The organism is Bradyrhizobium liaoningense (assembly GCF_018130825.1).
In the GTDB taxonomy this organism is placed as follows: domain Bacteria; phylum Pseudomonadota; class Alphaproteobacteria; order Rhizobiales; family Xanthobacteraceae; genus Bradyrhizobium; species Bradyrhizobium liaoningense_B.
On record NZ_JAFCJS010000009.1, the window covers coordinates 215953 to 232141 of the forward strand.

27 protein-coding genes are annotated in these 16189 nt (G+C 63.6%); 2 read left to right on the forward strand and 25 right to left on the reverse strand.

The window, feature by feature from the left end; all coding sequences use genetic code 11:
• Window positions 1-51: 51 nt before the first annotated feature.
• Entirely contained in the window at window positions 52-426 is a 375-nt protein-coding gene (locus JQ603_RS32110; RefSeq protein WP_211410565.1) for a winged helix-turn-helix transcriptional regulator, read from the reverse strand.
• A gap of 131 nt (window positions 427-557) precedes the next feature.
• On the opposite strand from JQ603_RS32110, the gene JQ603_RS32115 reads away from it, so the two are divergent.
• The gene (locus JQ603_RS32115) at window positions 558-1571 is read left to right on the forward strand and encodes a zinc-binding alcohol dehydrogenase family protein (RefSeq protein ID WP_212345922.1); all 1014 of its coding nucleotides are present in this window, start codon (window positions 558-560) and stop codon (window positions 1569-1571) included.
• A gap of 126 nt (window positions 1572-1697) precedes the next feature.
• Here JQ603_RS32115 and JQ603_RS32120 read toward each other — a convergent pair whose 3' ends face one another.
• Window positions 1698-1994, reverse strand: a complete 297-nt coding sequence (locus JQ603_RS32120) for a DUF1330 domain-containing protein (protein ID WP_212345924.1) — start codon at window positions 1992-1994, stop codon at window positions 1698-1700.
• A gap of 9 nt (window positions 1995-2003) precedes the next feature.
• Window positions 2004-2792, reverse strand: coding sequence for an SDR family NAD(P)-dependent oxidoreductase (locus JQ603_RS32125; protein WP_212345926.1), 789 nt, complete (start codon window positions 2790-2792; stop codon window positions 2004-2006).
• A 188-nt stretch (window positions 2793-2980) separates the two neighbouring features.
• On the opposite strand from JQ603_RS32125, the gene JQ603_RS32130 reads away from it, so the two are divergent.
• Entirely contained in the window at window positions 2981-3958 is a 978-nt protein-coding gene (locus tag JQ603_RS32130) for a Bug family tripartite tricarboxylate transporter substrate binding protein (protein WP_212345928.1), read from the forward strand.
• A gap of 80 nt (window positions 3959-4038) precedes the next feature.
• Here the strand turns inward: JQ603_RS32130 and rplQ are convergent, their stop codons facing one another.
• From rplQ to rpsS, 22 genes are all read right to left on the reverse strand, one after another.
• Window positions 4039-4455, reverse strand: coding sequence for a 50S ribosomal protein L17 (rplQ, locus tag JQ603_RS32135; protein ID WP_212345931.1), 417 nt, complete (start codon window positions 4453-4455; stop codon window positions 4039-4041).
• Between the two features lie 169 nt (window positions 4456-4624).
• Entirely contained in the window at window positions 4625-5656 is a 1032-nt protein-coding gene (locus JQ603_RS32140; protein WP_060736365.1) for a DNA-directed RNA polymerase subunit alpha, read from the reverse strand.
• Window positions 5657-5770: 114 nt separating this feature from the next.
• A complete protein-coding gene (rpsK, locus tag JQ603_RS32145; protein ID WP_007603045.1) occupies window positions 5771-6160 on the reverse strand; it encodes a 30S ribosomal protein S11 in 390 nt (129 codons plus the stop codon).
• A gap of 121 nt (window positions 6161-6281) precedes the next feature.
• Window positions 6282-6650 (reverse strand): 30S ribosomal protein S13, encoded by a 369-nt coding sequence (gene rpsM, locus JQ603_RS32150; RefSeq protein WP_018647258.1) that lies wholly within the window; start codon window positions 6648-6650, stop codon window positions 6282-6284.
• Window positions 6651-6836: 186 nt separating this feature from the next.
• Window positions 6837-7706: an adenylate kinase gene (locus tag JQ603_RS32155; RefSeq protein WP_212345933.1), complete on the reverse strand. Its 870-nt coding sequence runs from the start codon at window positions 7704-7706 to the stop codon at window positions 6837-6839.
• Window positions 7707-7984: 278 nt separating this feature from the next.
• Window positions 7985-9316, reverse strand: a complete 1332-nt coding sequence (gene secY, locus JQ603_RS32160; protein WP_091894740.1) for a preprotein translocase subunit SecY — start codon at window positions 9314-9316, stop codon at window positions 7985-7987.
• Between the two features lie 150 nt (window positions 9317-9466).
• A complete protein-coding gene (gene rplO, locus JQ603_RS32165) occupies window positions 9467-9952 on the reverse strand; it encodes a 50S ribosomal protein L15 (protein WP_212345935.1) in 486 nt (161 codons plus the stop codon).
• An 18-nt stretch (window positions 9953-9970) separates the two neighbouring features.
• Window positions 9971-10177, reverse strand: coding sequence for a 50S ribosomal protein L30 (rpmD, locus tag JQ603_RS32170; protein WP_008136329.1), 207 nt, complete (start codon window positions 10175-10177; stop codon window positions 9971-9973).
• A 23-nt stretch (window positions 10178-10200) separates the two neighbouring features.
• Complete coding sequence (gene rpsE / locus JQ603_RS32175; RefSeq protein WP_008136332.1) at window positions 10201-10794, reverse strand: 30S ribosomal protein S5; 594 nt, start codon at window positions 10792-10794, stop codon at window positions 10201-10203.
• A 44-nt stretch (window positions 10795-10838) separates the two neighbouring features.
• Window positions 10839-11201 (reverse strand): 50S ribosomal protein L18, encoded by a 363-nt coding sequence (gene rplR / locus JQ603_RS32180; protein ID WP_008549238.1) that lies wholly within the window; start codon window positions 11199-11201, stop codon window positions 10839-10841.
• Window positions 11202-11212: 11 nt separating this feature from the next.
• On the reverse strand, window positions 11213-11746 hold the full coding sequence (gene rplF / locus JQ603_RS32185; RefSeq protein WP_018647253.1) for a 50S ribosomal protein L6: 534 nt from the start codon (window positions 11744-11746) through the stop codon (window positions 11213-11215).
• Between the two features lie 16 nt (window positions 11747-11762).
• Complete coding sequence (gene rpsH / locus JQ603_RS32190; protein WP_018647252.1) at window positions 11763-12161, reverse strand: 30S ribosomal protein S8; 399 nt, start codon at window positions 12159-12161, stop codon at window positions 11763-11765.
• Window positions 12162-12175: 14 nt separating this feature from the next.
• The gene (rpsN, locus tag JQ603_RS32195; protein ID WP_018647251.1) at window positions 12176-12481 is read right to left on the reverse strand and encodes a 30S ribosomal protein S14; all 306 of its coding nucleotides are present in this window, start codon (window positions 12479-12481) and stop codon (window positions 12176-12178) included.
• A gap of 46 nt (window positions 12482-12527) precedes the next feature.
• A complete protein-coding gene (gene rplE / locus JQ603_RS32200) occupies window positions 12528-13085 on the reverse strand; it encodes a 50S ribosomal protein L5 (protein WP_018647250.1) in 558 nt (185 codons plus the stop codon).
• The gene (rplX, locus tag JQ603_RS32205) at window positions 13078-13392 is read right to left on the reverse strand and encodes a 50S ribosomal protein L24 (RefSeq protein ID WP_011088142.1); all 315 of its coding nucleotides are present in this window, start codon (window positions 13390-13392) and stop codon (window positions 13078-13080) included. The genes rplE and rplX overlap by 8 nt, the downstream gene beginning before the upstream one ends.
• A complete protein-coding gene (rplN, locus tag JQ603_RS32210) occupies window positions 13392-13760 on the reverse strand; it encodes a 50S ribosomal protein L14 (protein ID WP_007603030.1) in 369 nt (122 codons plus the stop codon). Before rplN ends, rplX begins: the two co-directional genes overlap by 1 nt.
• Before the next feature lie 84 nt (window positions 13761-13844).
• Window positions 13845-14093 carry a 30S ribosomal protein S17 gene (gene rpsQ / locus JQ603_RS32215; protein ID WP_008549247.1) on the reverse strand — a complete coding sequence of 83 codons (249 nt, stop codon included), beginning with the start codon at window positions 14091-14093 and terminating at the stop codon, window positions 13845-13847.
• A 13-nt stretch (window positions 14094-14106) separates the two neighbouring features.
• Window positions 14107-14313: a 50S ribosomal protein L29 gene (gene rpmC, locus JQ603_RS32220; RefSeq protein WP_011088144.1), complete on the reverse strand. Its 207-nt coding sequence runs from the start codon at window positions 14311-14313 to the stop codon at window positions 14107-14109.
• A gap of 5 nt (window positions 14314-14318) precedes the next feature.
• Window positions 14319-14732, reverse strand: coding sequence for a 50S ribosomal protein L16 (gene rplP / locus JQ603_RS32225; protein ID WP_018647247.1), 414 nt, complete (start codon window positions 14730-14732; stop codon window positions 14319-14321).
• Window positions 14733-14762: 30 nt separating this feature from the next.
• Window positions 14763-15488, reverse strand: coding sequence for a 30S ribosomal protein S3 (gene rpsC / locus JQ603_RS32230; RefSeq protein WP_080137238.1), 726 nt, complete (start codon window positions 15486-15488; stop codon window positions 14763-14765).
• A gap of 17 nt (window positions 15489-15505) precedes the next feature.
• Window positions 15506-15892, reverse strand: coding sequence for a 50S ribosomal protein L22 (rplV, locus tag JQ603_RS32235; RefSeq protein WP_008549264.1), 387 nt, complete (start codon window positions 15890-15892; stop codon window positions 15506-15508).
• Window positions 15893-15902: 10 nt separating this feature from the next.
• Window positions 15903-16181, reverse strand: a complete 279-nt coding sequence (gene rpsS, locus JQ603_RS32240; protein ID WP_008136357.1) for a 30S ribosomal protein S19 — start codon at window positions 16179-16181, stop codon at window positions 15903-15905.
• Window positions 16182-16189 lie beyond the last annotated feature (8 nt).

Here is a 16189-nt window from a genome sequence, read left to right on the forward strand (position 1 = left end):
TAACCACCAGCGGATGCGTTCGCAGGGACGACACCGAGCACGCCGCGCTGCTTACGCCGCGCGCTTCTTCTTCACGACCACCGGCGGCGGCGCGCAGGACAGCCGCTGCTGATGGCTCTCGCCCCAGGCCTTGAGGATGTCGATCACCGGCTTGAGGCTCTCGCCGAGCTCGGAGAGGCAATACTCCACCCGCGGCGGCACTTCCGCATAGACCTTGCGGATGACGAGCTTGTCCTCCTCCAGCGCGCGCAGCTGTTTCGTCAGCATGCGCTGGGTGATGCCGGGCATCCGGCGGCGTAATTCGCCGAAGCGCTGGGTTCCGCTCTGCAGGTGATAGAGGATCACGCCCTTCCACTTGCCGTCGATCAGGTCCAGCGTCGCCTCGACCGAGCAGCCGGGACGACGGGCAAAATTGCGCCGTTTCATGCGTGTTTTTCCAATAGTATCCAAACAGGGACTATATCCCCGAATTTACAGTACTTGCCAAATGGACGCCAGCGGGACAGTTAGCAGGCCAGGCGCACGCGACAAGCTGCGCCAACTGATGGAGACACGCCATGAAGGCCGTCGGCTACAAGAAGTCGCTTCCGATCGAGGACGCGAATTCACTGATCGATTTCGAGACCGCAAAACCCGAGCCCAAAGGGCGCGACATCCGCGTCGCCGTGAAGGCGATCTCGGCCAATCCGGTCGATTACAAGGTGCGCAAGCGCGCTGCCCCGCCCGAGGGCGAGGTGAAGATCCTGGGCTATGACGCCGCCGGCGTCGTCGATGCGGTCGGTCCCGATGCCACGCTGTTCAAGCCGGGCGACGAGGTGTTCTACGCCGGCTCGATCCTGCGCCAGGGCACCAACGCCGAATTCCATCTCGTCGACGAGCGCATCGTCGGCAACAAGCCGAAGAGCCTGTCGTTCGCGCAAGCGGCCGCTCTTCCCCTCACCTCCATCACGGCGTGGGAATTGCTGTTCGACCGGCTCGGCGCCGTGCCCGGCAAGAGCGTCGATCCGCGCACGCTGCTGATCACGGGCGGCGCCGGCGGCGTCGGCTCGATCCTGATCCAGCTCGCGCGCCGCCTGACCGGGCTCACGGTGCTCGCAACCGCGACGCGGCCGGAATCGCAAAAATGGTGTCTCGATCTCGGCGCGCATGCCGTGATCGACCACGGCAAGCCGATGAAGGAGCAGATCGAGAAGTTGAAGCTGCCGCCGGTCGCGCTGGTGGCGAGCCTCACCTTCACCGATCAGCACTACAAGGCGATCGCGGAGTTCATGGCGCCGCAGGGCCGGTTCGGTCTGATCGACGATCCCCCGGAATTTACGATGAGCACCTTCAAGGGCAAGGCGATCTCGGTGCACTGGGAATCGATGTTCACGCGCTCCTCGTTCCAGACGCCCGACATGATCGCGCAGCATCACCTGCTCAACGACGTCGCGGACCTCATCGACAAGGGCGTGTTGCGCACGACGCTCGACCAGACCTTCGGCACGATCAACGCCGCCAACCTCAAGCGCGCGCACGCGCTGCTCGAGAGCGGCAAGTCGCGCGGCAAGATCGTGCTGGAGGGGTGGTAGCAGCGACAGCGCCGGTGCGTAGGGTGGGTCAGCGCAGCGTAACCCACCTCTTCTTGTACGGCGGAGGCACCCAGTGGTGGGTTACGCGATCGGACTGCGCTTCGCGCAGCCGCACGCTAACCCACCCTACGTTTCCGCTACGCCCTCAACAAAGATCAAGCGCCGCTCCAGCGCAGCGGCGCGGATCTTCAACGCCTCGGCATATTCCGGCGAGGCGTACCATTCCTTCAGCCTCGCCATCGACGGGAATTCGACGATGACGATGGCCTTCGGCGGAAGGTTGCCTTCCGCCAGATCGGCCTTGCCGCCGCGGACGAGATAGCGCCCGCCAAACTGCGCGATCGTCTTCGCGGCGAGCGCGCGATAGGCTTCAAATCCCTCGAGATCGCGCATCTCGACTTCGGAAATCACATAAGCGCTCATAGGCGGCTCTTACGCGATCGTATTGACGATGCCGCCTTCCGCCCGCAGCGCCGCGCCGTTGGTGGCGGACGCCTCCCTCGAGGCGACGTAGACAACCATGTTCGCGATCTCGTCGACGCTCGCAAAGCGCTGGATCAGCGAGCTCGGGCGATGCTGCCTGACGAAATTGGCGGCGGCTTCATCCACGGATTGTCCGTTTTGTTTGGCGAGCCCCTTCACGAAGGTCTCGACGCCCTCCGACATGGTCGGGCCCGGCAGCACGGAATTGACGGTGACGCGGGTGCCGCGGGTGAGCTGCGCGAGGCCGCGCGCAACCGAAAGCTGCGCCGTCTTGGTCATGCCATAATGGATCATCTCGACGGGAATGTTCAGCCCGGACTCCGAGGAGATGAAGACGATGCGGCCCCAGTTACGCTTGAGCATGCCCTTCATGTAGGCCCGCGACAGCCGCACGCCACTCATCACGTTGACGTCGAAGTAGCGGCTCCATTCCTCGTCCGGGATGTCGAAGAAGTCCTTTGCCTCGTAGACGCCGGTATTGTTGACGAGGATGTCGACCTCGGGCAGCGCCGCGATAAGCGCCTTGCAGCCCGCAGCAGTGGAGACATCGGCGGCGATGCCGCGGACCTTGGCGCCCGTCCCTTCCAGCTTGCGCACGGCGGCATCGACCTTGTCCTGGCCGCGCCCGTTGATCACGACGTTAGCACCCGAGCCAGCAAGGCCCTTGGCGATGGCATGGCCGATGCCGGCCGTCGAGCCGGTCACCAGGGCGGTCTTTCCGGAAAGGTCGATGTTCATGCAATATCTCCGTCAGTTCGGTGATCGTGATATCGGACGCGGCGGATCGGGCCGCAATCGGCACTCACCAATCAGTGACGCGTTGCGGAGCTTTCCCGCGACAACTTGGACATCCGCTCTACGAATGGAACGATTATTGCTAGGCTGCACCGAGCACTCTTGCTCTGGCGAACACGGAAAATCTCTGCATGAAATCAACGGCTCTCACTGTTGTCCTCGGACTGCTCGGCCTGATGGGCGGCAATTCGCTAGCACTGGCTGAAGCGGCCTATCCGGAAAAGCCGTTGCAATTGATCGTCCCCTTCCCGCCAGGCGGCGCCTCCGACGTCGTGGCGCGCATCATCGGCGGCGAACTGGAGACGCGGCTCGGCAAGCCCGCGGTCATCATGAACCGCCCCGGCGGCGGCACCACGATCGCGGCCAAGGAAGTCGCGCGCGCGGCGCCCGACGGTTACACCCTGTTCTTCAGCTCGAACTCGAGCTTCACGCTGCCGGCGGCCGTGAAGGAAAGTGTGCCCTACGACGCCGCCAAGGATTTCGAGCCGATTGGACAGACCGGCAAGATCACGCTGGCGCTGGTCACCTACAAGGATAATCCCATCACGGACGTGGCTGCGCTGGTCGCCGAGGCGAAGGCCAATCCCGATAAGCTGTCGCTGGCGTCCTTTGGCGTCGCAACTGTCTCGCATTTTGCCGGCGAGCTGTTCAAATCGGCCGCCGGGGTCAAGATGGTCCACCTGCCCTACAAGGGCAGCGCGCCGGCGATGAACGACCTGATCGGCAAGCACATCCAGTACCATGTCGACACCGTGATCGCCGTGAAACCGCAGATCGAGGCCGGCACCGTCAAGGTGCTCGCGGTGTTCTCGGGCAAGCGTACGCCCTACCTGCCCGACGTGCCGACGCTTGCCGAGCTCGGCTACACCGGAATCGACTTCTCGTCATGGGGCGCGGTGGTCGCGCCCAAGGGACTGCCGCCGGCGGTTCGCGACAAACTGACGGTCACGCTGGAGGAGATCATCAAGAGCCCTTCCGTCGTCGATCGTTTCAGCAAGGTCGGCTTCGAACCCGGCTTCATGCGCTACAGCGATTGGGAGGGAGCCATCGGCAAGGAGACCGCCGAGATGAAGGAGATCGCGCAAAGGGCGGGGATCAAGGAAGAATAGTCTCGCGGATCTTCGACCGTCCCAAAAACAAAAGCGGCGCCCGAGGGCGCCGCTTTCAATTCCGTGCCTGCTGAAACGGCTTACGCCGCCTCGGCTTCCTTCTCCTGCACCGGGCCGGAATCCTGGCCCTTGGCATCGACGTCGCGATCGACGAACTCGATCACGGCCATCGCGGCGTTGTCGCCGTAGCGGAAGCCGGCCTTGATGATGCGGGTGTAGCCGCCCTGGCGGTCCTTGTAGCGGGGGGCCAGCGTGTCGAACAGCTTCTTGACCTGATCCTTGTCGCGCATCTCGGAGATGGCCTGGCGACGCATGGACAGGCCGCCCTTCTTGCCGAGGGTGATCAGCTTCTCCACGATCGGGCGCAATTCCTTGGCCTTCGGGAGCGTGGTGACGATCTGCTCGTGCTTGATCAGCGCGGCGCACATGTTGGCGAACATCGCGCGGCGATGCTCGGCGGTGCGGTTGAGCTTACGATGAACCTTGCCGTGACGCATTTTTGTATTCCTTGAATTTCCATTCGTCGCGACGGTTCGTCGGACTTGTTGCTCAGGTGGGCTGCCTGCGTTCGCCCAGTCAGTCATTCCGGGGCGGCTCGCAGAGCCGAACCCGGAATCTCGAGGTTCCGGGCTCGATGCTCGCGCATCGCCCCGGAACGACGAAAACTCAGTAATGATCCTCGAAGCGCTTGGCGAGCTCGTCGATGTTCTCCGGCGGCCAGCCCGGCACTTCCATGCCGAGGTGCAGACCCATCTGGGCCAGCACTTCCTTGATCTCGTTCAGCGACTTGCGGCCGAAGTTCGGGGTGCGGAGCATTTCGGCTTCCGACTTCTGCACGAGGTCGCCGATGTAGACGATGTTGTCGTTCTTCAAGCAGTTGGCCGAACGCACCGACAGCTCGAGCTCGTCCACCTTCTTGAGGAAGGCCGGGTTGAAGGCGAGGTCCGGGATGATCTCCTGGGCGACTTCCTTGCGCGGCTCTTCGAAGTTGACGAACACGTTGAGCTGATCCTGCAGGATGCGGGCGGCGTAGGCCACCGAGTCATCCGGCGAGATCGCGCCGTTGGTCTCGATCGTCATGGTCAGCTTGTCGTAGTCGAGGATCTGGCCCTCTCGGGTGTTCTCGACCTTGTAGGAGACCTTGCGGACCGGCGAGTACAGGCTGTCGACCGGGATCAGGCCGATCGGCGCGTCCTCGGGACGGTTGCGCTCGGCGGGGACGTAGCCCTTGCCGGTCGAGACCGTGAACTCCATGCGGATCTCGGCGCCCTCGTCGAGCGTGCAGATCTGCAGGTCCGGATTGAGCACGGTGACGTCGCCGACGGTCTGGATGTCGCCGGCGGTGACGACGCCCGGGCCCTGCTTCTTCACGACCATGCGCTTGGGGCCTTCGCCCTGCATCTTGATCGAGATGTCCTTGATGTTCAGCACGATGTCGGTGACGTCCTCACGAACGCCAGCGATCGAGGAGAACTCGTGCAGCACGCCGTCGATGTGCACCGACTGCACCGCCGCGCCCTGGAGCGAGGAGAGCAGGATGCGGCGCAGTGCGTTGCCGAGAGTCTGGCCGAAGCCGCGCTCGAGCGGCTCGGCGACGATCGTCGCGAAACGCGAGGGGTCACTGCCGGGCGTGACCTGGAGCTTGTTCGGCCGAATCAGTTCTTGCCAATTTTTCTGGATCGTCACTGTTTCACCCATACAGGCCAGTCAATTTGAGGCATCAAATACTGGCGTTGGAGAAAGGCCGCAGAGCATTCCCGCGGCTTCTTGCAAAGTCATTGCGGGCGCCGATGCGCCCGCAACTCGTAGAAATCAAACGCGCCGACGCTTGCGGGGACGGCAACCGTTGTGCGGGATCGTGGTCACGTCGCGGATCGAGGTGACGGTGAAGCCCGCGGCCTGGAGCGCGCGGAGCGCCGACTCGCGGCCCGAACCGGGACCGGCGACTTCGACTTCCAGCGTGCGCATGCCGTGCTCCTGCGCCTTCTTAGACACGTCCTCGGCGGCAACCTGCGCGGCATACGGGGTCGACTTGCGCGAGCCCTTGAAGCCCATCGTGCCGGCGGAAGACCAGGCAATCGTGTTGCCCTGCGCGTCGGTGATGGTGATGGTCGTGTTGTTGAACGACGAGTTCACGTGCGCAACGCCGGAGGCGATGTTCTTGCGCTCACGACGGCGAACGCGGGTGGCTTCCTTGCCCATTGAGTCCCTTTCCTGAAGATCTCAAACGCCGCCGTAATGCCAGCGGCTACACCTGTGGAACGAAAAGCGCGTGGCGAACGGGTATCCCCTTTCGCCACACGCCGCGATGGAATGCGAAAACTTACTTCTTCTTGCCGGCGATGGCCTTGGCCGGCCCCTTGCGCGTACGCGCATTGGTGTGGGTCCGCTGACCACGCACCGGCAGACCGCGACGATGACGCAGGCCGCGGTAGCAGCCGAGGTCCATCAGACGCTTGATGTTGATGCCGACCTCACGACGCAGGTCGCCCTCGACGAGATAGTCGCGGTCGATCACTTCGCGGATCTGGAGCACTTCGGCGTCGCTGAGCTGATTGACGCGACGATCCTCGGGGATCTTCACCTTCTCGATGATGTCACCGGCGATCTTCGGGCCGATGCCATGGATGTACTGAAGCGCGATCAGCACGCGCTTGTTGGTGGGAATGTTCACGCCGGCAATACGGGCCACGGCCTTCTCTCCTGTTGCCGATCCCTCGTCAGAAATCGGGCTTAAGTGCTTGGTTTCTCGGGCAGGTGTTCACAAACGCGAACACGACGCCCACCCCCGGTCTTCCTGGGGCCCGGCATCGTCTGAAACTATCCGACTTGGATGCGGGGCTTATTAGGGGATTCCAGGGGCTTTCGTCAACCGCTGCTAGCGCTTGGCTCGCTTTTTCGTGACCTTTTTTGCGGTCTTTTTGGCACCCTTTTTGACGGCCTTCCTGGCGGTCTTCTTGGCTGCTTTCTTGACCGTTTTCCTGGTCGTTTTTTTGGCCGCCTTCTTGGCACCCTTCACGGCCTTCTTGGCGGTCTTTTTGGAGGATTTGCCAGCCTTTTTGGCCGTTTTCGCCGGCTTTTTGGCCGCTTTCTTCGCCGCCTTGGCCTTCTTGGCCGGGCTCGACTTGGCCGCGCTGCGGGCATGGGTCTTGGGTTCCACCGCCCCGAGCGCCAGGAGCTGGCGGTGGATGGCGCGGGTAACCTCGTCGATGGCCATCATGCCGTCGATGGTGGAGAGCTTCCGCCGCTCGGAATAGTAGTGAATCAGGGGCTCCGTCTGGCTGCGGTAGCTGGCCAGGCGCTTGGTCAGAACCTCCGGGGTGTCGTCGAGCCGGACCTCCTCCCCGCGCTCACGCATCTGGGCGACGCGGGTCTCGACGCGACTCAGAAGCGCGCTCTCGTTGACGCGGAGCTCGATCACCGCATCGAGCTTGAGATGCTTGTGCCTCAGCAGCTCATCCAGCGCCTCGGCCTGCGGCACGGTGCGCGGGAAACCGTCGAGGATGAAACCGTTCTTGGCGTCCGGCTGCTCGATCCGGTCGGAGATGATTCCGACCACGACTTCATCAGGCACGAGCCCGCCGGCGGCCATGACTTCCTTGGCCTTCAGCCCCACCGGCGTAGCCGCAGCAACGGCCGCGCGCAGCATCTCGCCGGTCGAAAGCTGGACGATGCCATAGCGCTGCACCAAGAGCTGCGCCTGGGTCCCCTTGCCCGACCCCGGCGGTCCCAGAAGTATAATTCTCATCGGCGTACGCCCCCCCGGATTGGTGAGCGATACGTCGCGCACCTGTGTTTGAAAGCTCGGTAACAGTGCAAATCATAATCAGCGCCGCACCGCTACCCATATCATAGGGGAGCAAATGCCCGGACGCCAAGAAGGCCTTTGAAATCAGTGATTGCGCTGCGGTGGAAGCCGCTCTGCCGAAGCGGCCGAACGGTTGGTTGATCGTTACCGCGGGCGCCGCGCGCTGCTCGCGCGGCGAATCGGCGGCGCTGTTGCACCGACTCGAGAGAACGCCGCGCTTAGCGGCGGCGGCCGCGCAGCTTCGACTTCCGGATCAGACCTTCGTACTGATGGGCCAGCAGATAGCCCTGCACCTGCGCCACCGTGTCCATGGTGACACTGACGACGATCAGCAGCGAGGTGCCGCCGAAGTAGAACGGCACCGACGCGTAGGAGATCAGGATCTCCGGGATCAAGCAGACGATGGCGAGATAGATCGCGCCGAGCACGGTGATGCGCGACAGCACGTAGTCGATATATTCGGCGGTGCGCTCGCCGGGACGGATACCCGGAATGAAGCCGCCATGCTTCTTCAGATTGTCCGCGGTCTCGGTCGGGTTGAACACGATCGCGGTGTAGAAGAAGGCGAAGAACACGATCAGCGCCAGATACATGATCAGGAACAGCGGACGGCCGTGGCCAAGCTGGGTGGTGATCCACTGGAACCATTCCGGCCCGCTGCCCGCGTTGAAGTTGGCGACCGTAGTCGGCAGCAAGAGCAGCGAGGACGCGAAGATCGGCGGGATCACGCCCGAGGTGTTGAGCTTGAGCGGCAGATGCGAGGACTGTCCCTCGAACATCTTGTTGCCAACCTGGCGCTTCGGATACTGGATCAGCAGCCGGCGCTGGGCGCGCTCCATGAACACGATGAAGGCGATCACGGCGACGGCCATGATGATGACGACCAGGATCAGGCCGGTCGACATCGCGCCCTGACGGCCGAGCTCGAGCATGTTGGCGAGCGCCGCGGGCAGCTCGGCGACGATGCCGGCCAGAATGATCAGCGAGATACCGTTGCCGATGCCGCGCGAGGTGATCTGCTCGCCCAGCCACATCAGGAACATGGTGCCGCCGGTCAGCGTGATCGCCGTGGACAGGCGGAAGAACATGCCGGGGTCACTGACAACGTTGCCGGCGCCTTCGAGGCCTACCGCGATGCCGTAGGACTGGAACGCGGCCAGGATCACGGTCAAGTAGCGGGTGTACTGGTTCAGCGTCTTGCGGCCGGCCTCACCTTCCTTCTTCAGCGCCTCGAGCTGCGGCGAGACGGTGGTCAGGAGCTGGATGATGATCGAGGCCGAGATGTACGGCATGATGTTCAGCGCGAAGATCGCCATGCGGTGAATGCCGCCGCCGGCGAACATGTTGAACATGCCGAGGATGCCGCCCGCCTGGGACCGGAACACCTGCTCCCAGATGTTGGGATCGATGCCCGGCAGCGGGATGTAGGTCCCGAGCCGATAAACGAGCAGCGCACCCAGGGTGAACCAGATGCGCTTCTTCAGTTCGTCGGCCTTGGCAAACGCGCCGAAATTGAGATTGGCTGCCAGTTGTTCCGCTGCAGAGACCATCTTGGACTTTCTCCCGCCGCCTGTTGCGCCGTCATGCCCGCGGCCGGGCTACTATCTAGCGGACGCCGGACATTATCTGGGGCTCGGCTTCGATAAGTCCACGTCCCGCATGCGTAAAGGCCCGCGAGCCGCGGGCCAATGACGCAGTTGTTACGCCGCCTCGCCTTCTTCCTTGGCAGGGGCGAGGATCTTCACCGAACCGCCGGCCTTCTCGACCGCCGCGATCGCGGTCTTGGTGGCGCCATGCACTTCGATGTTGAGGTTGGACTTGAGCTCGCCGCGGCCGAGCAGCCGCAGGCCGGCCTTGGCGCGGCGCAGCACGCCGCCCTTCACCAGGGCCTCGACGTTCACGACGCTGCCGGCGTCGATCTTCTTGGCATCGACCGCTTCCTGGAGCCGGTCGAGATTGATCTCGGCGAACTCGACGCGGAAGATGTTGTTGAAGCCGCGCTTGGGCAGACGGCGATGCATCGGCATCTGGCCGCCTTCGAAACCCTTGATGCGCACGCCCGAACGCGCGGTCTGGCCCTTGCCGCCGCGGCCGGACTGCTTGCCCTTGCCCGAACCGATGCCGCGGCCGACGCGCATACGCTTTTTGCGCGAGCCGGCGTTGTCGGCGATATCGCTGAGCTTCATCGCCCTTCTCCTTATTTCTTACTTCTCGTCGACGATGCGGACGAGATGGTGAACCTTCTCGATCATGCCGCGGACTGCCGGGGTGTCCTGCAGTTCGCTGGTGCGACCGATCTTGTTGAGCTTGAGACCGATCAGCGTCGAGCGCTGCGAGTGATGGCGGCGGATCGCGCTGCCGATCTGCTCGAGCTTGATCGTCTTGCTGGACTTAGCGGCGTCCTTGGCCATGGGAGTCTACTCCAAAGCTTCCGTTAGTCGGCAGCCGCCTCGGCATCGCCACCGATACGGCGCGACTGCAGAGTGGACACCTTGATGTTGCGGCGGGCTGCGACCGAACGCGGCGAATCCTGATGCTTCAGCGCGTCGAAGGTTGCGCGAACCATGTTGTACGGGTTCGACGAGCCGATCGACTTCGCCACCACGTCCTGGACGCCGAGCGTCTCGAACACGGCGCGCATCGGGCCGCCGGCGATGATGCCGGTACCGGCCGGAGCTGCACGCAGGTAGACACGGCCCGCGCCATGACGGCCGGCGATGTCGTGATGGAGCGTGCGGCCCTCGCGCAGCGACACCCGGGTCAGGTTCCGCTTGGCGGACTCGGTTGCCTTGCGGATCGCCTCAGGCACTTCGCGCGCCTTGCCGTGACCGAAGCCGGCGCGGCCCTTCTGGTCGCCGATCACGACCAGCGCTGCGAAACCGAAGCGCTTGCCGCCCTTGACGACCTTGGCCACGCGGTTGATGTGGACCAGCTTGTCGACGAACTCGCTGTCGCGCTCCTCGCGCTCCTTGCGTTCGCGTCCGCCGCCGCGTTGATCGCGTCCACCACGTTGTTCGCGTTCTGCCATTTTTCCAATCCTTCAGAGGCTTACGCCTCAATCCTCAAATTCTGTTAGAAGCTCAGCCCGCTCTCACGCGCCGCGTCGGCAAGAGCCTTGACGCGCCCGTGGTAGAGGTAGCTGCCGCGATCGAACACGACTTCCTTGACGCCCTTCTCGGCGGCGCGCTCGGCCAGCAGCTTGCCGACCGCCTTCGCCGCATCGATGTCGGCACCGGTCTTGCCACCGTCGCGCATCGCCTTCTCGAGCGACGAGGCAGAGGCCAGCGTCTCGCCCTTCAGGTCGTCGATGACCTGGGCGTAGATGTGCTTGGACGAGCGGAACACCGACAGACGCGGACGGCCACCACCGGAGCGACGCAGCTTCAGCCGCACACTCCGCTTGCGCCGGGCATTCGTAACCTTGGCTTTGGACATGACCGGCTCCGTTACTTCTTCTTGCCTTCCTTGCGGAAGATGAATTCGCCCACATACTTCACGCCCTTGCCCTTGTAGGGCTCCGGCGGACGGTAGGCGCGGATCTCCGCGGCGACCTGGCCGACGCGCTGGACGTCGCTGCCCGAAACCGTGATCTCGGTCGGCTTCGGCACGGCGATCGTGATCCCTTCCGGGATCGGATAGATCACGTCGTGGCTGTAGCCGAGCGCGAGCTGCAGGTTCTTGCCCTGCATCGCGGCGCGGTAACCGACGCCGGTGATCTCGAGCTTCTTCTCGAAGCCCTTGGTGACGCCTTCGACCAGATTCGCGACCTGGGCGCGAGCGGTACCGTACAGCGCGCGGGCGCGGTTGGTCTCGGCGCGCGGCTTGACCTTGATCTGGCCGCTCTCGAGCTTCACCTCGACGTCGTCATGGACGACGAACTGAAGCTGGCCCTTCGGCCCCTTCATCTTGACGGTCTGCCCATCGACGGTCGCGGTCACACCCGACGGAACCGCCACAGGCCTTTTGCCAACTCGTGACATGGATGAAAAATCCTTCTCAGAACACCGTGAAGAGGACTTCACCGCCCACATTCGCGTCGCGCGCGCTGTGGTCGGCCATGATCCCCTTCGGCGTCGACAACACCGAAATGCCGAGCCCGTTGTTGACCCGCGGCAGGTTCTTCACCGAGGCGTAGACTCTGCGCCCGGGCTTGGAAACGCGTTCGATCTCGCGGATGACGGGCTCGCCGTCGAAATACTTCAGCTCGATCTCGATCTCGCTGCGGCCCGAGGGATGCTCAAGCGTGGCGTAACCGCGGATGTAGCCCTCGGACTTGAGCACCTCGAGCACGTTCTCGCGCATCTTCGAACCAGGCGTGGAGACCTTGGTCTTGGAGCGCATCTGCGCGTTGCGGATGCGGGTGATCAGATCGCTGATGGGATCGTGCGTAGACATCTAAACGACCCTCCTTACCAGCTGGACTTCACGAGGCCCGGGACCATGCCCTTGGAGCCAAGGTCGCGCAGCGCGATACGGGACAGCTTGTTCTTGCGATAGTTCGAGCGCGGCCGGCCCGACAGCTCGCAACGCAGGCGGATGCGGGTCGCCGACGAGTTGCGCGGCATCTCGGCCAGCTTCAACGTCGCAGCGAAACGCTCTTCCATCGGCAGCTTCTTGTCGGCGATGATCGCCTTCAACCGCTCGCGCTTGGCGGCGGCGTTCTTCACCATCCGCTTGCGCCGGTTGTTCTTCTCGACTGAACTCTTCTTTGCCATGCTTGGCTCCTGGGTATCCGCGTTTGAGAGGCTTTAGGTCAGCGTCTCACTGCCGGAACGGGAAATTGAAAGCGGTCAACAGGGCCCTCGCCTCTTCGTCGGTCTTGGCCGTGGTGCAGACGGTGATGTCCATACCGCGGGCTTCCGTGACCTTGTCGAAGTCGATCTCGGGGAAAATGATGTGCTCCTTGATGCCGAGCGAGTAGTTGCCGCGGCCGTCAAAGCTCTTCGGGTTCAGGCCGCGGAAGTCGCGGACGCGCGGCAGCGCGACCGTCACCAGGCGATCGATGAACTCGTACATGCGGGCCTTGCGCAGCGTGACCTTGCAGCCGATCGGCTGGTTCTCACGCAGCTTGAAGGTCGCGATCGCGATACGCGAATAGGTCACGATCGCCTTCTGGCCGGCGATCTGGGTCAGCTCGGCAGCGGCGGTCTCGGCCTTCTTGCGGTCGTTGACGGAATCGCCAACGCCCATGTTCAGCACGACCTTGTCCAGGCGCGGAACCTGCATGACGTTCTCATAACCGAACTTCTCGGTCAGAGCCGTGCGGATCTTCGCGTCATATTCCGCGCGCAGGCGCGGCGTGTAAGCGGCCTCAGCCATCGATCTCAGCTCCCGAGCTCTTGGCGATGCGGACCTTCTTGCCGTCCGCCAGAATCTTGAATCCGACGCGGGTCGGCTTTCCATCCTTGCCGACATACGCGATGTTGGACAGTTGGATCGGCGCCTCTTTCGAGATGATGCCGCCCTCCTGGGCCTGCGTCTGCTTCTGGTGACGCTTGACCATGTTGATGCCGCGCACGAGCGCCGTGCCGGCGTCGGGGCGAACCTCGAACACCTCGCCGGTGCGGCCCTTGTCGCGACCGGTCAGCACGACGACCTTGTCGCCCTTGCGGATCTTCGCAGCCATCACAGCACCTCCGGCGCGAGCGAAATGATCTTCATGTGGTTCTTGGCGCGCAGCTCGCGCGGCACGGGCCCGAAGATACGGGTGCCGACCGGCTCGGACTGGTTGTTGATCAGAACGGCGGCGTTGCGGTCGAAGCGGATGACCGAACCGTCGGCGCGGCGGATGTCCTTGCGGACGCGCACCACGACGGCCTTCATCACGTCGCCCTTCTTCACCTTGCCACGCGGAATCGCTTCCTTGATCGAGACGACGATGATGTCGCCGATCGTGGCGTAGCGGCGCTTGGAGCCTCCGAGCACCTTGATACACATGACACGGCGTGCGCCAGAATTGTCGGCCACGTCGAGGTTGGTCTGCATCTGAATCATTGATGCACCTCGTCCTCTTTCTCTTTGCGCCAGCCCAGCCGGCGCTCAACATTTCCCTGAAGTCAGTCGGCTAAAGCCAACAGATCAGGCGCTTTTCTTGTGTTCGCCCCGGATCACGACCCAGCGCTTCAACTTCGAAATCGGCTTCGATTCCTCGATCCACACCACGTCGCCCGGCTTGAACTGGTTGCTCTCGTCGTGCGCGTGATAGTTCTTCGAACGGCGGATCGTCTTCTTGTAGATCGGGTGCGTGAAACGGCGATCGACGCGCACCACGATGGTCTTGGCTTGCTTGTCGCTGACGACCACGCCCTGCAAAGTACGTTTCGGCATCTTCGTAAGCCTCTTACTTCTTCTTCGCGCGCGTCTGCGCGGCGACGGTCTTGATCCGGGCGATGTCACGGCGGGCCTCGCGCAGGCGCGAGGTGTTCTCGAGCTGCCCGGTGGCGCGCTGGAAGCGCAGGTTGAAGCGCTCCTTCTTCAGGTTCAGGATGGCGTCATCCTGCTGGTCGGGGCTCATCGCGCGGATGTCTTCGATCTTCATCTGGGCCATGGCCATTACTCCGCAATGCGCTCGACGAAGCGCGTCTTGATCGGCAGCTTGGCGGCCGCCAGGGTCAGCGCCTCACGCGCCGTCTGGGTGTTGACGCCGTCGATCTCGAACAGCACCCGGCCCGGCTTGACGCGAGCCACCCAAAGTTCCGGCGAACCCTTGCCGGAGCCCATGCGGACTTCGGCCGGCTTCTTCGACACCGGAACGTCGGGGAACACGCGGATCCAGACGCGACCGGCGCGCTTCATGTGGCGGGTCAGCGCGCGGCGGGCGGCCTCGATCTGGCGCGCGGTGACGCGCTCAGGCTCGGTCGCCTTCAGGCCGTACTGGCCGAATGCCAACGTCGCGCCCGAAGACGCAACGCCGTGGATGCGGCCCTTATGCGCCTTCCGGAACTTCGTTTTCTTAGGTTGCATCATGGCTTTAAGCCCTCAAATTCCTGTCTGGCTTTAGGCCGCAGCCGTGTCGCGGCGCTGACGGCCACCACGATCGCTGCTACCGCCCGTCTCGCCTTCGGCCATTCTCTTGTCCTGGGCCATCGGATCGTGCTCGAGGATCTCGCCCTTGAAGATCCAGACCTTGACGCCGCAGGTGCCGAAGGTCGTGAACGCGGTCGCAACGCCGTAGTCGATGTCGGCGCGCAGCGTGTGCAGCGGCACGCGACCTTCGCGGTACCACTCCATGCGCGCGATTTCCGCACCGCCCAGACGACCCGAGCAGTTGATGCGGATGCCTTCCGCGCCGAGACGCATCGCCGACTGCACGGCGCGCTTCATGGCGCGGCGGAACGCCACGCGGCGCTCCAGCTGCTGCGCGATCGACTCGGCCACCAGCGTCGCATCGAGCTCCGGCTTGCGGATCTCGACGATGTTGATGACGACGTCGGACGAGGTGATGTCGGCAACCCGCTTGCGCAGCTTGTCGATGTCGGCGCCCTTCTTGCCGATCACCACGCCCGGACGGGCCGAGTGGATGGTGACGCGGCACTTCTTGTGCGGACGCTCGATCACGATGCGGGCGACGGCCGCCTGCTTGAGCTCCTTGTGCAGGATCTCGCGGATCTTGACGTCCTCGTGCAGCAGCTTGCCGTATTCCTGCTTGCCGGCGAACCAGCGGGAATCCCAGGTCCGGTTGATGCCGAGACGCAGACCGATCGGATTGATCTTTTGACCCATCGTGTTCTCCTGCGCCCTTAAGCCGCTGCTTCGGCTTCGACCTGACGAACGATGATCGTCAGCTGCGAAAATGGTTTGTAGACACGGCCCGAACGGCCACGGCCGCGGGCGGCGAAGCGCTTCATCACCAGGCCGTTGCCGACGAAGGCCTGCGCCACGACGAGATCGTCGACGTCGAGGTCGTGGTTGTTCTCGGCGTTGGCGATCGCCGATTCCAGGCACTTCTTCACGTCGACCGCGATCCGCTTGCGCGAGAACTGCAGGTCGGCGAGCGCGGCAGAAGCCTTCCGGCCGCGAATGAGCTGGGCGACCAGGTTGAGCTTCTGCGGGCTCACCCGCAGCATCCGGGCGACCGCCTTGGCCTCGTTGTCGGCGAGGCTCCGTTCGCGCTTAGGTTTGCTCATCGTTTAATCCTCAAGCCTTCTTGGCTTTCTTGTCGCCGGAGTGGCCATGGAAGGTCCGGGTCGGCGAGAACTCGCCGAACTTGTGACCGACCATTTCCTCGTTGACCGCCACCGGCACGTGCTTCTGACCGTTGTAGACGCCGAAGGTCAGACCGACGAACTGCGGCAGGATCGTCGAGCGACGGCTCCAGATCTTGATGACGTCGTGACGGCCGGACGCGCGCGCGGCATCTGCCTTCTTGAGCAGAGAACCCTCGACGAACGGGCCTTTCCAGACTGAACGAACCATGTCCGGCG

Bases quoted from the DNA above. Each gene is read 5' to 3' on its own strand.
- JQ603_RS32110 (WP_211410565.1), bottom strand. From the start codon at position 426: ATGAAACGGCGCAATTTTGCCCGTCGTCCCGGCTGCTCGGTCGAGGCG.
- JQ603_RS32115 (WP_212345922.1), top strand. From the start codon at position 558: ATGAAGGCCGTCGGCTACAAGAAGTCGCTTCCGATCGAGGACGCGAAT.
- JQ603_RS32120 (WP_212345924.1), bottom strand. From the start codon at position 1,994: ATGAGCGCTTATGTGATTTCCGAAGTCGAGATGCGCGATCTCGAGGGA.
- JQ603_RS32125 (WP_212345926.1), bottom strand. From the start codon at position 2,792: ATGAACATCGACCTTTCCGGAAAGACCGCCCTGGTGACCGGCTCGACG.
- JQ603_RS32130 (WP_212345928.1), top strand. From the start codon at position 2,981: ATGAAATCAACGGCTCTCACTGTTGTCCTCGGACTGCTCGGCCTGATG.
- rplQ (WP_212345931.1), bottom strand. From the start codon at position 4,455: ATGCGTCACGGCAAGGTTCATCGTAAGCTCAACCGCACCGCCGAGCAT.
- JQ603_RS32140 (WP_060736365.1), bottom strand. From the start codon at position 5,656: ATGGGTGAAACAGTGACGATCCAGAAAAATTGGCAAGAACTGATTCGG.
- rpsK (WP_007603045.1), bottom strand. From the start codon at position 6,160: ATGGGCAAGGAAGCCACCCGCGTTCGCCGTCGTGAGCGCAAGAACATC.
- JQ603_RS32155 (WP_212345933.1), bottom strand. From the start codon at position 7,706: ATGAGAATTATACTTCTGGGACCGCCGGGGTCGGGCAAGGGGACCCAG.
- secY (WP_091894740.1), bottom strand. From the start codon at position 9,316: ATGGTCTCTGCAGCGGAACAACTGGCAGCCAATCTCAATTTCGGCGCG.
- rplO (WP_212345935.1), bottom strand. From the start codon at position 9,952: ATGAAGCTCAGCGATATCGCCGACAACGCCGGCTCGCGCAAAAAGCGT.
- rpmD (WP_008136329.1), bottom strand. From the start codon at position 10,177: ATGGCCAAGGACGCCGCTAAGTCCAGCAAGACGATCAAGCTCGAGCAG.
- rpsE (WP_008136332.1), bottom strand. From the start codon at position 10,794: ATGGCAGAACGCGAACAACGTGGTGGACGCGATCAACGCGGCGGCGGA.
- rplR (WP_008549238.1), bottom strand. From the start codon at position 11,201: ATGTCCAAAGCCAAGGTTACGAATGCCCGGCGCAAGCGGAGTGTGCGG.
- rplF (WP_018647253.1), bottom strand. From the start codon at position 11,746: ATGTCACGAGTTGGCAAAAGGCCTGTGGCGGTTCCGTCGGGTGTGACC.
- rpsH (WP_018647252.1), bottom strand. From the start codon at position 12,161: ATGTCTACGCACGATCCCATCAGCGATCTGATCACCCGCATCCGCAAC.
- rpsN (WP_018647251.1), bottom strand. From the start codon at position 12,481: ATGGCAAAGAAGAGTTCAGTCGAGAAGAACAACCGGCGCAAGCGGATG.
- rplE (WP_018647250.1), bottom strand. From the start codon at position 13,085: ATGGCTGAGGCCGCTTACACGCCGCGCCTGCGCGCGGAATATGACGCG.
- rplX (WP_011088142.1), bottom strand. From the start codon at position 13,392: ATGGCTGCGAAGATCCGCAAGGGCGACAAGGTCGTCGTGCTGACCGGT.
- rplN (WP_007603030.1), bottom strand. From the start codon at position 13,760: ATGATTCAGATGCAGACCAACCTCGACGTGGCCGACAATTCTGGCGCA.
- rpsQ (WP_008549247.1), bottom strand. From the start codon at position 14,093: ATGCCGAAACGTACTTTGCAGGGCGTGGTCGTCAGCGACAAGCAAGCC.
- rpmC (WP_011088144.1), bottom strand. From the start codon at position 14,313: ATGGCCCAGATGAAGATCGAAGACATCCGCGCGATGAGCCCCGACCAG.
- rplP (WP_018647247.1), bottom strand. From the start codon at position 14,732: ATGATGCAACCTAAGAAAACGAAGTTCCGGAAGGCGCATAAGGGCCGC.
- rpsC (WP_080137238.1), bottom strand. From the start codon at position 15,488: ATGGGTCAAAAGATCAATCCGATCGGTCTGCGTCTCGGCATCAACCGG.
- rplV (WP_008549264.1), bottom strand. From the start codon at position 15,892: ATGAGCAAACCTAAGCGCGAACGGAGCCTCGCCGACAACGAGGCCAAG.
- rpsS (WP_008136357.1), bottom strand. From the start codon at position 16,181: ATGGTTCGTTCAGTCTGGAAAGGCCCGTTCGTCGAGGGTTCTCTGCTC.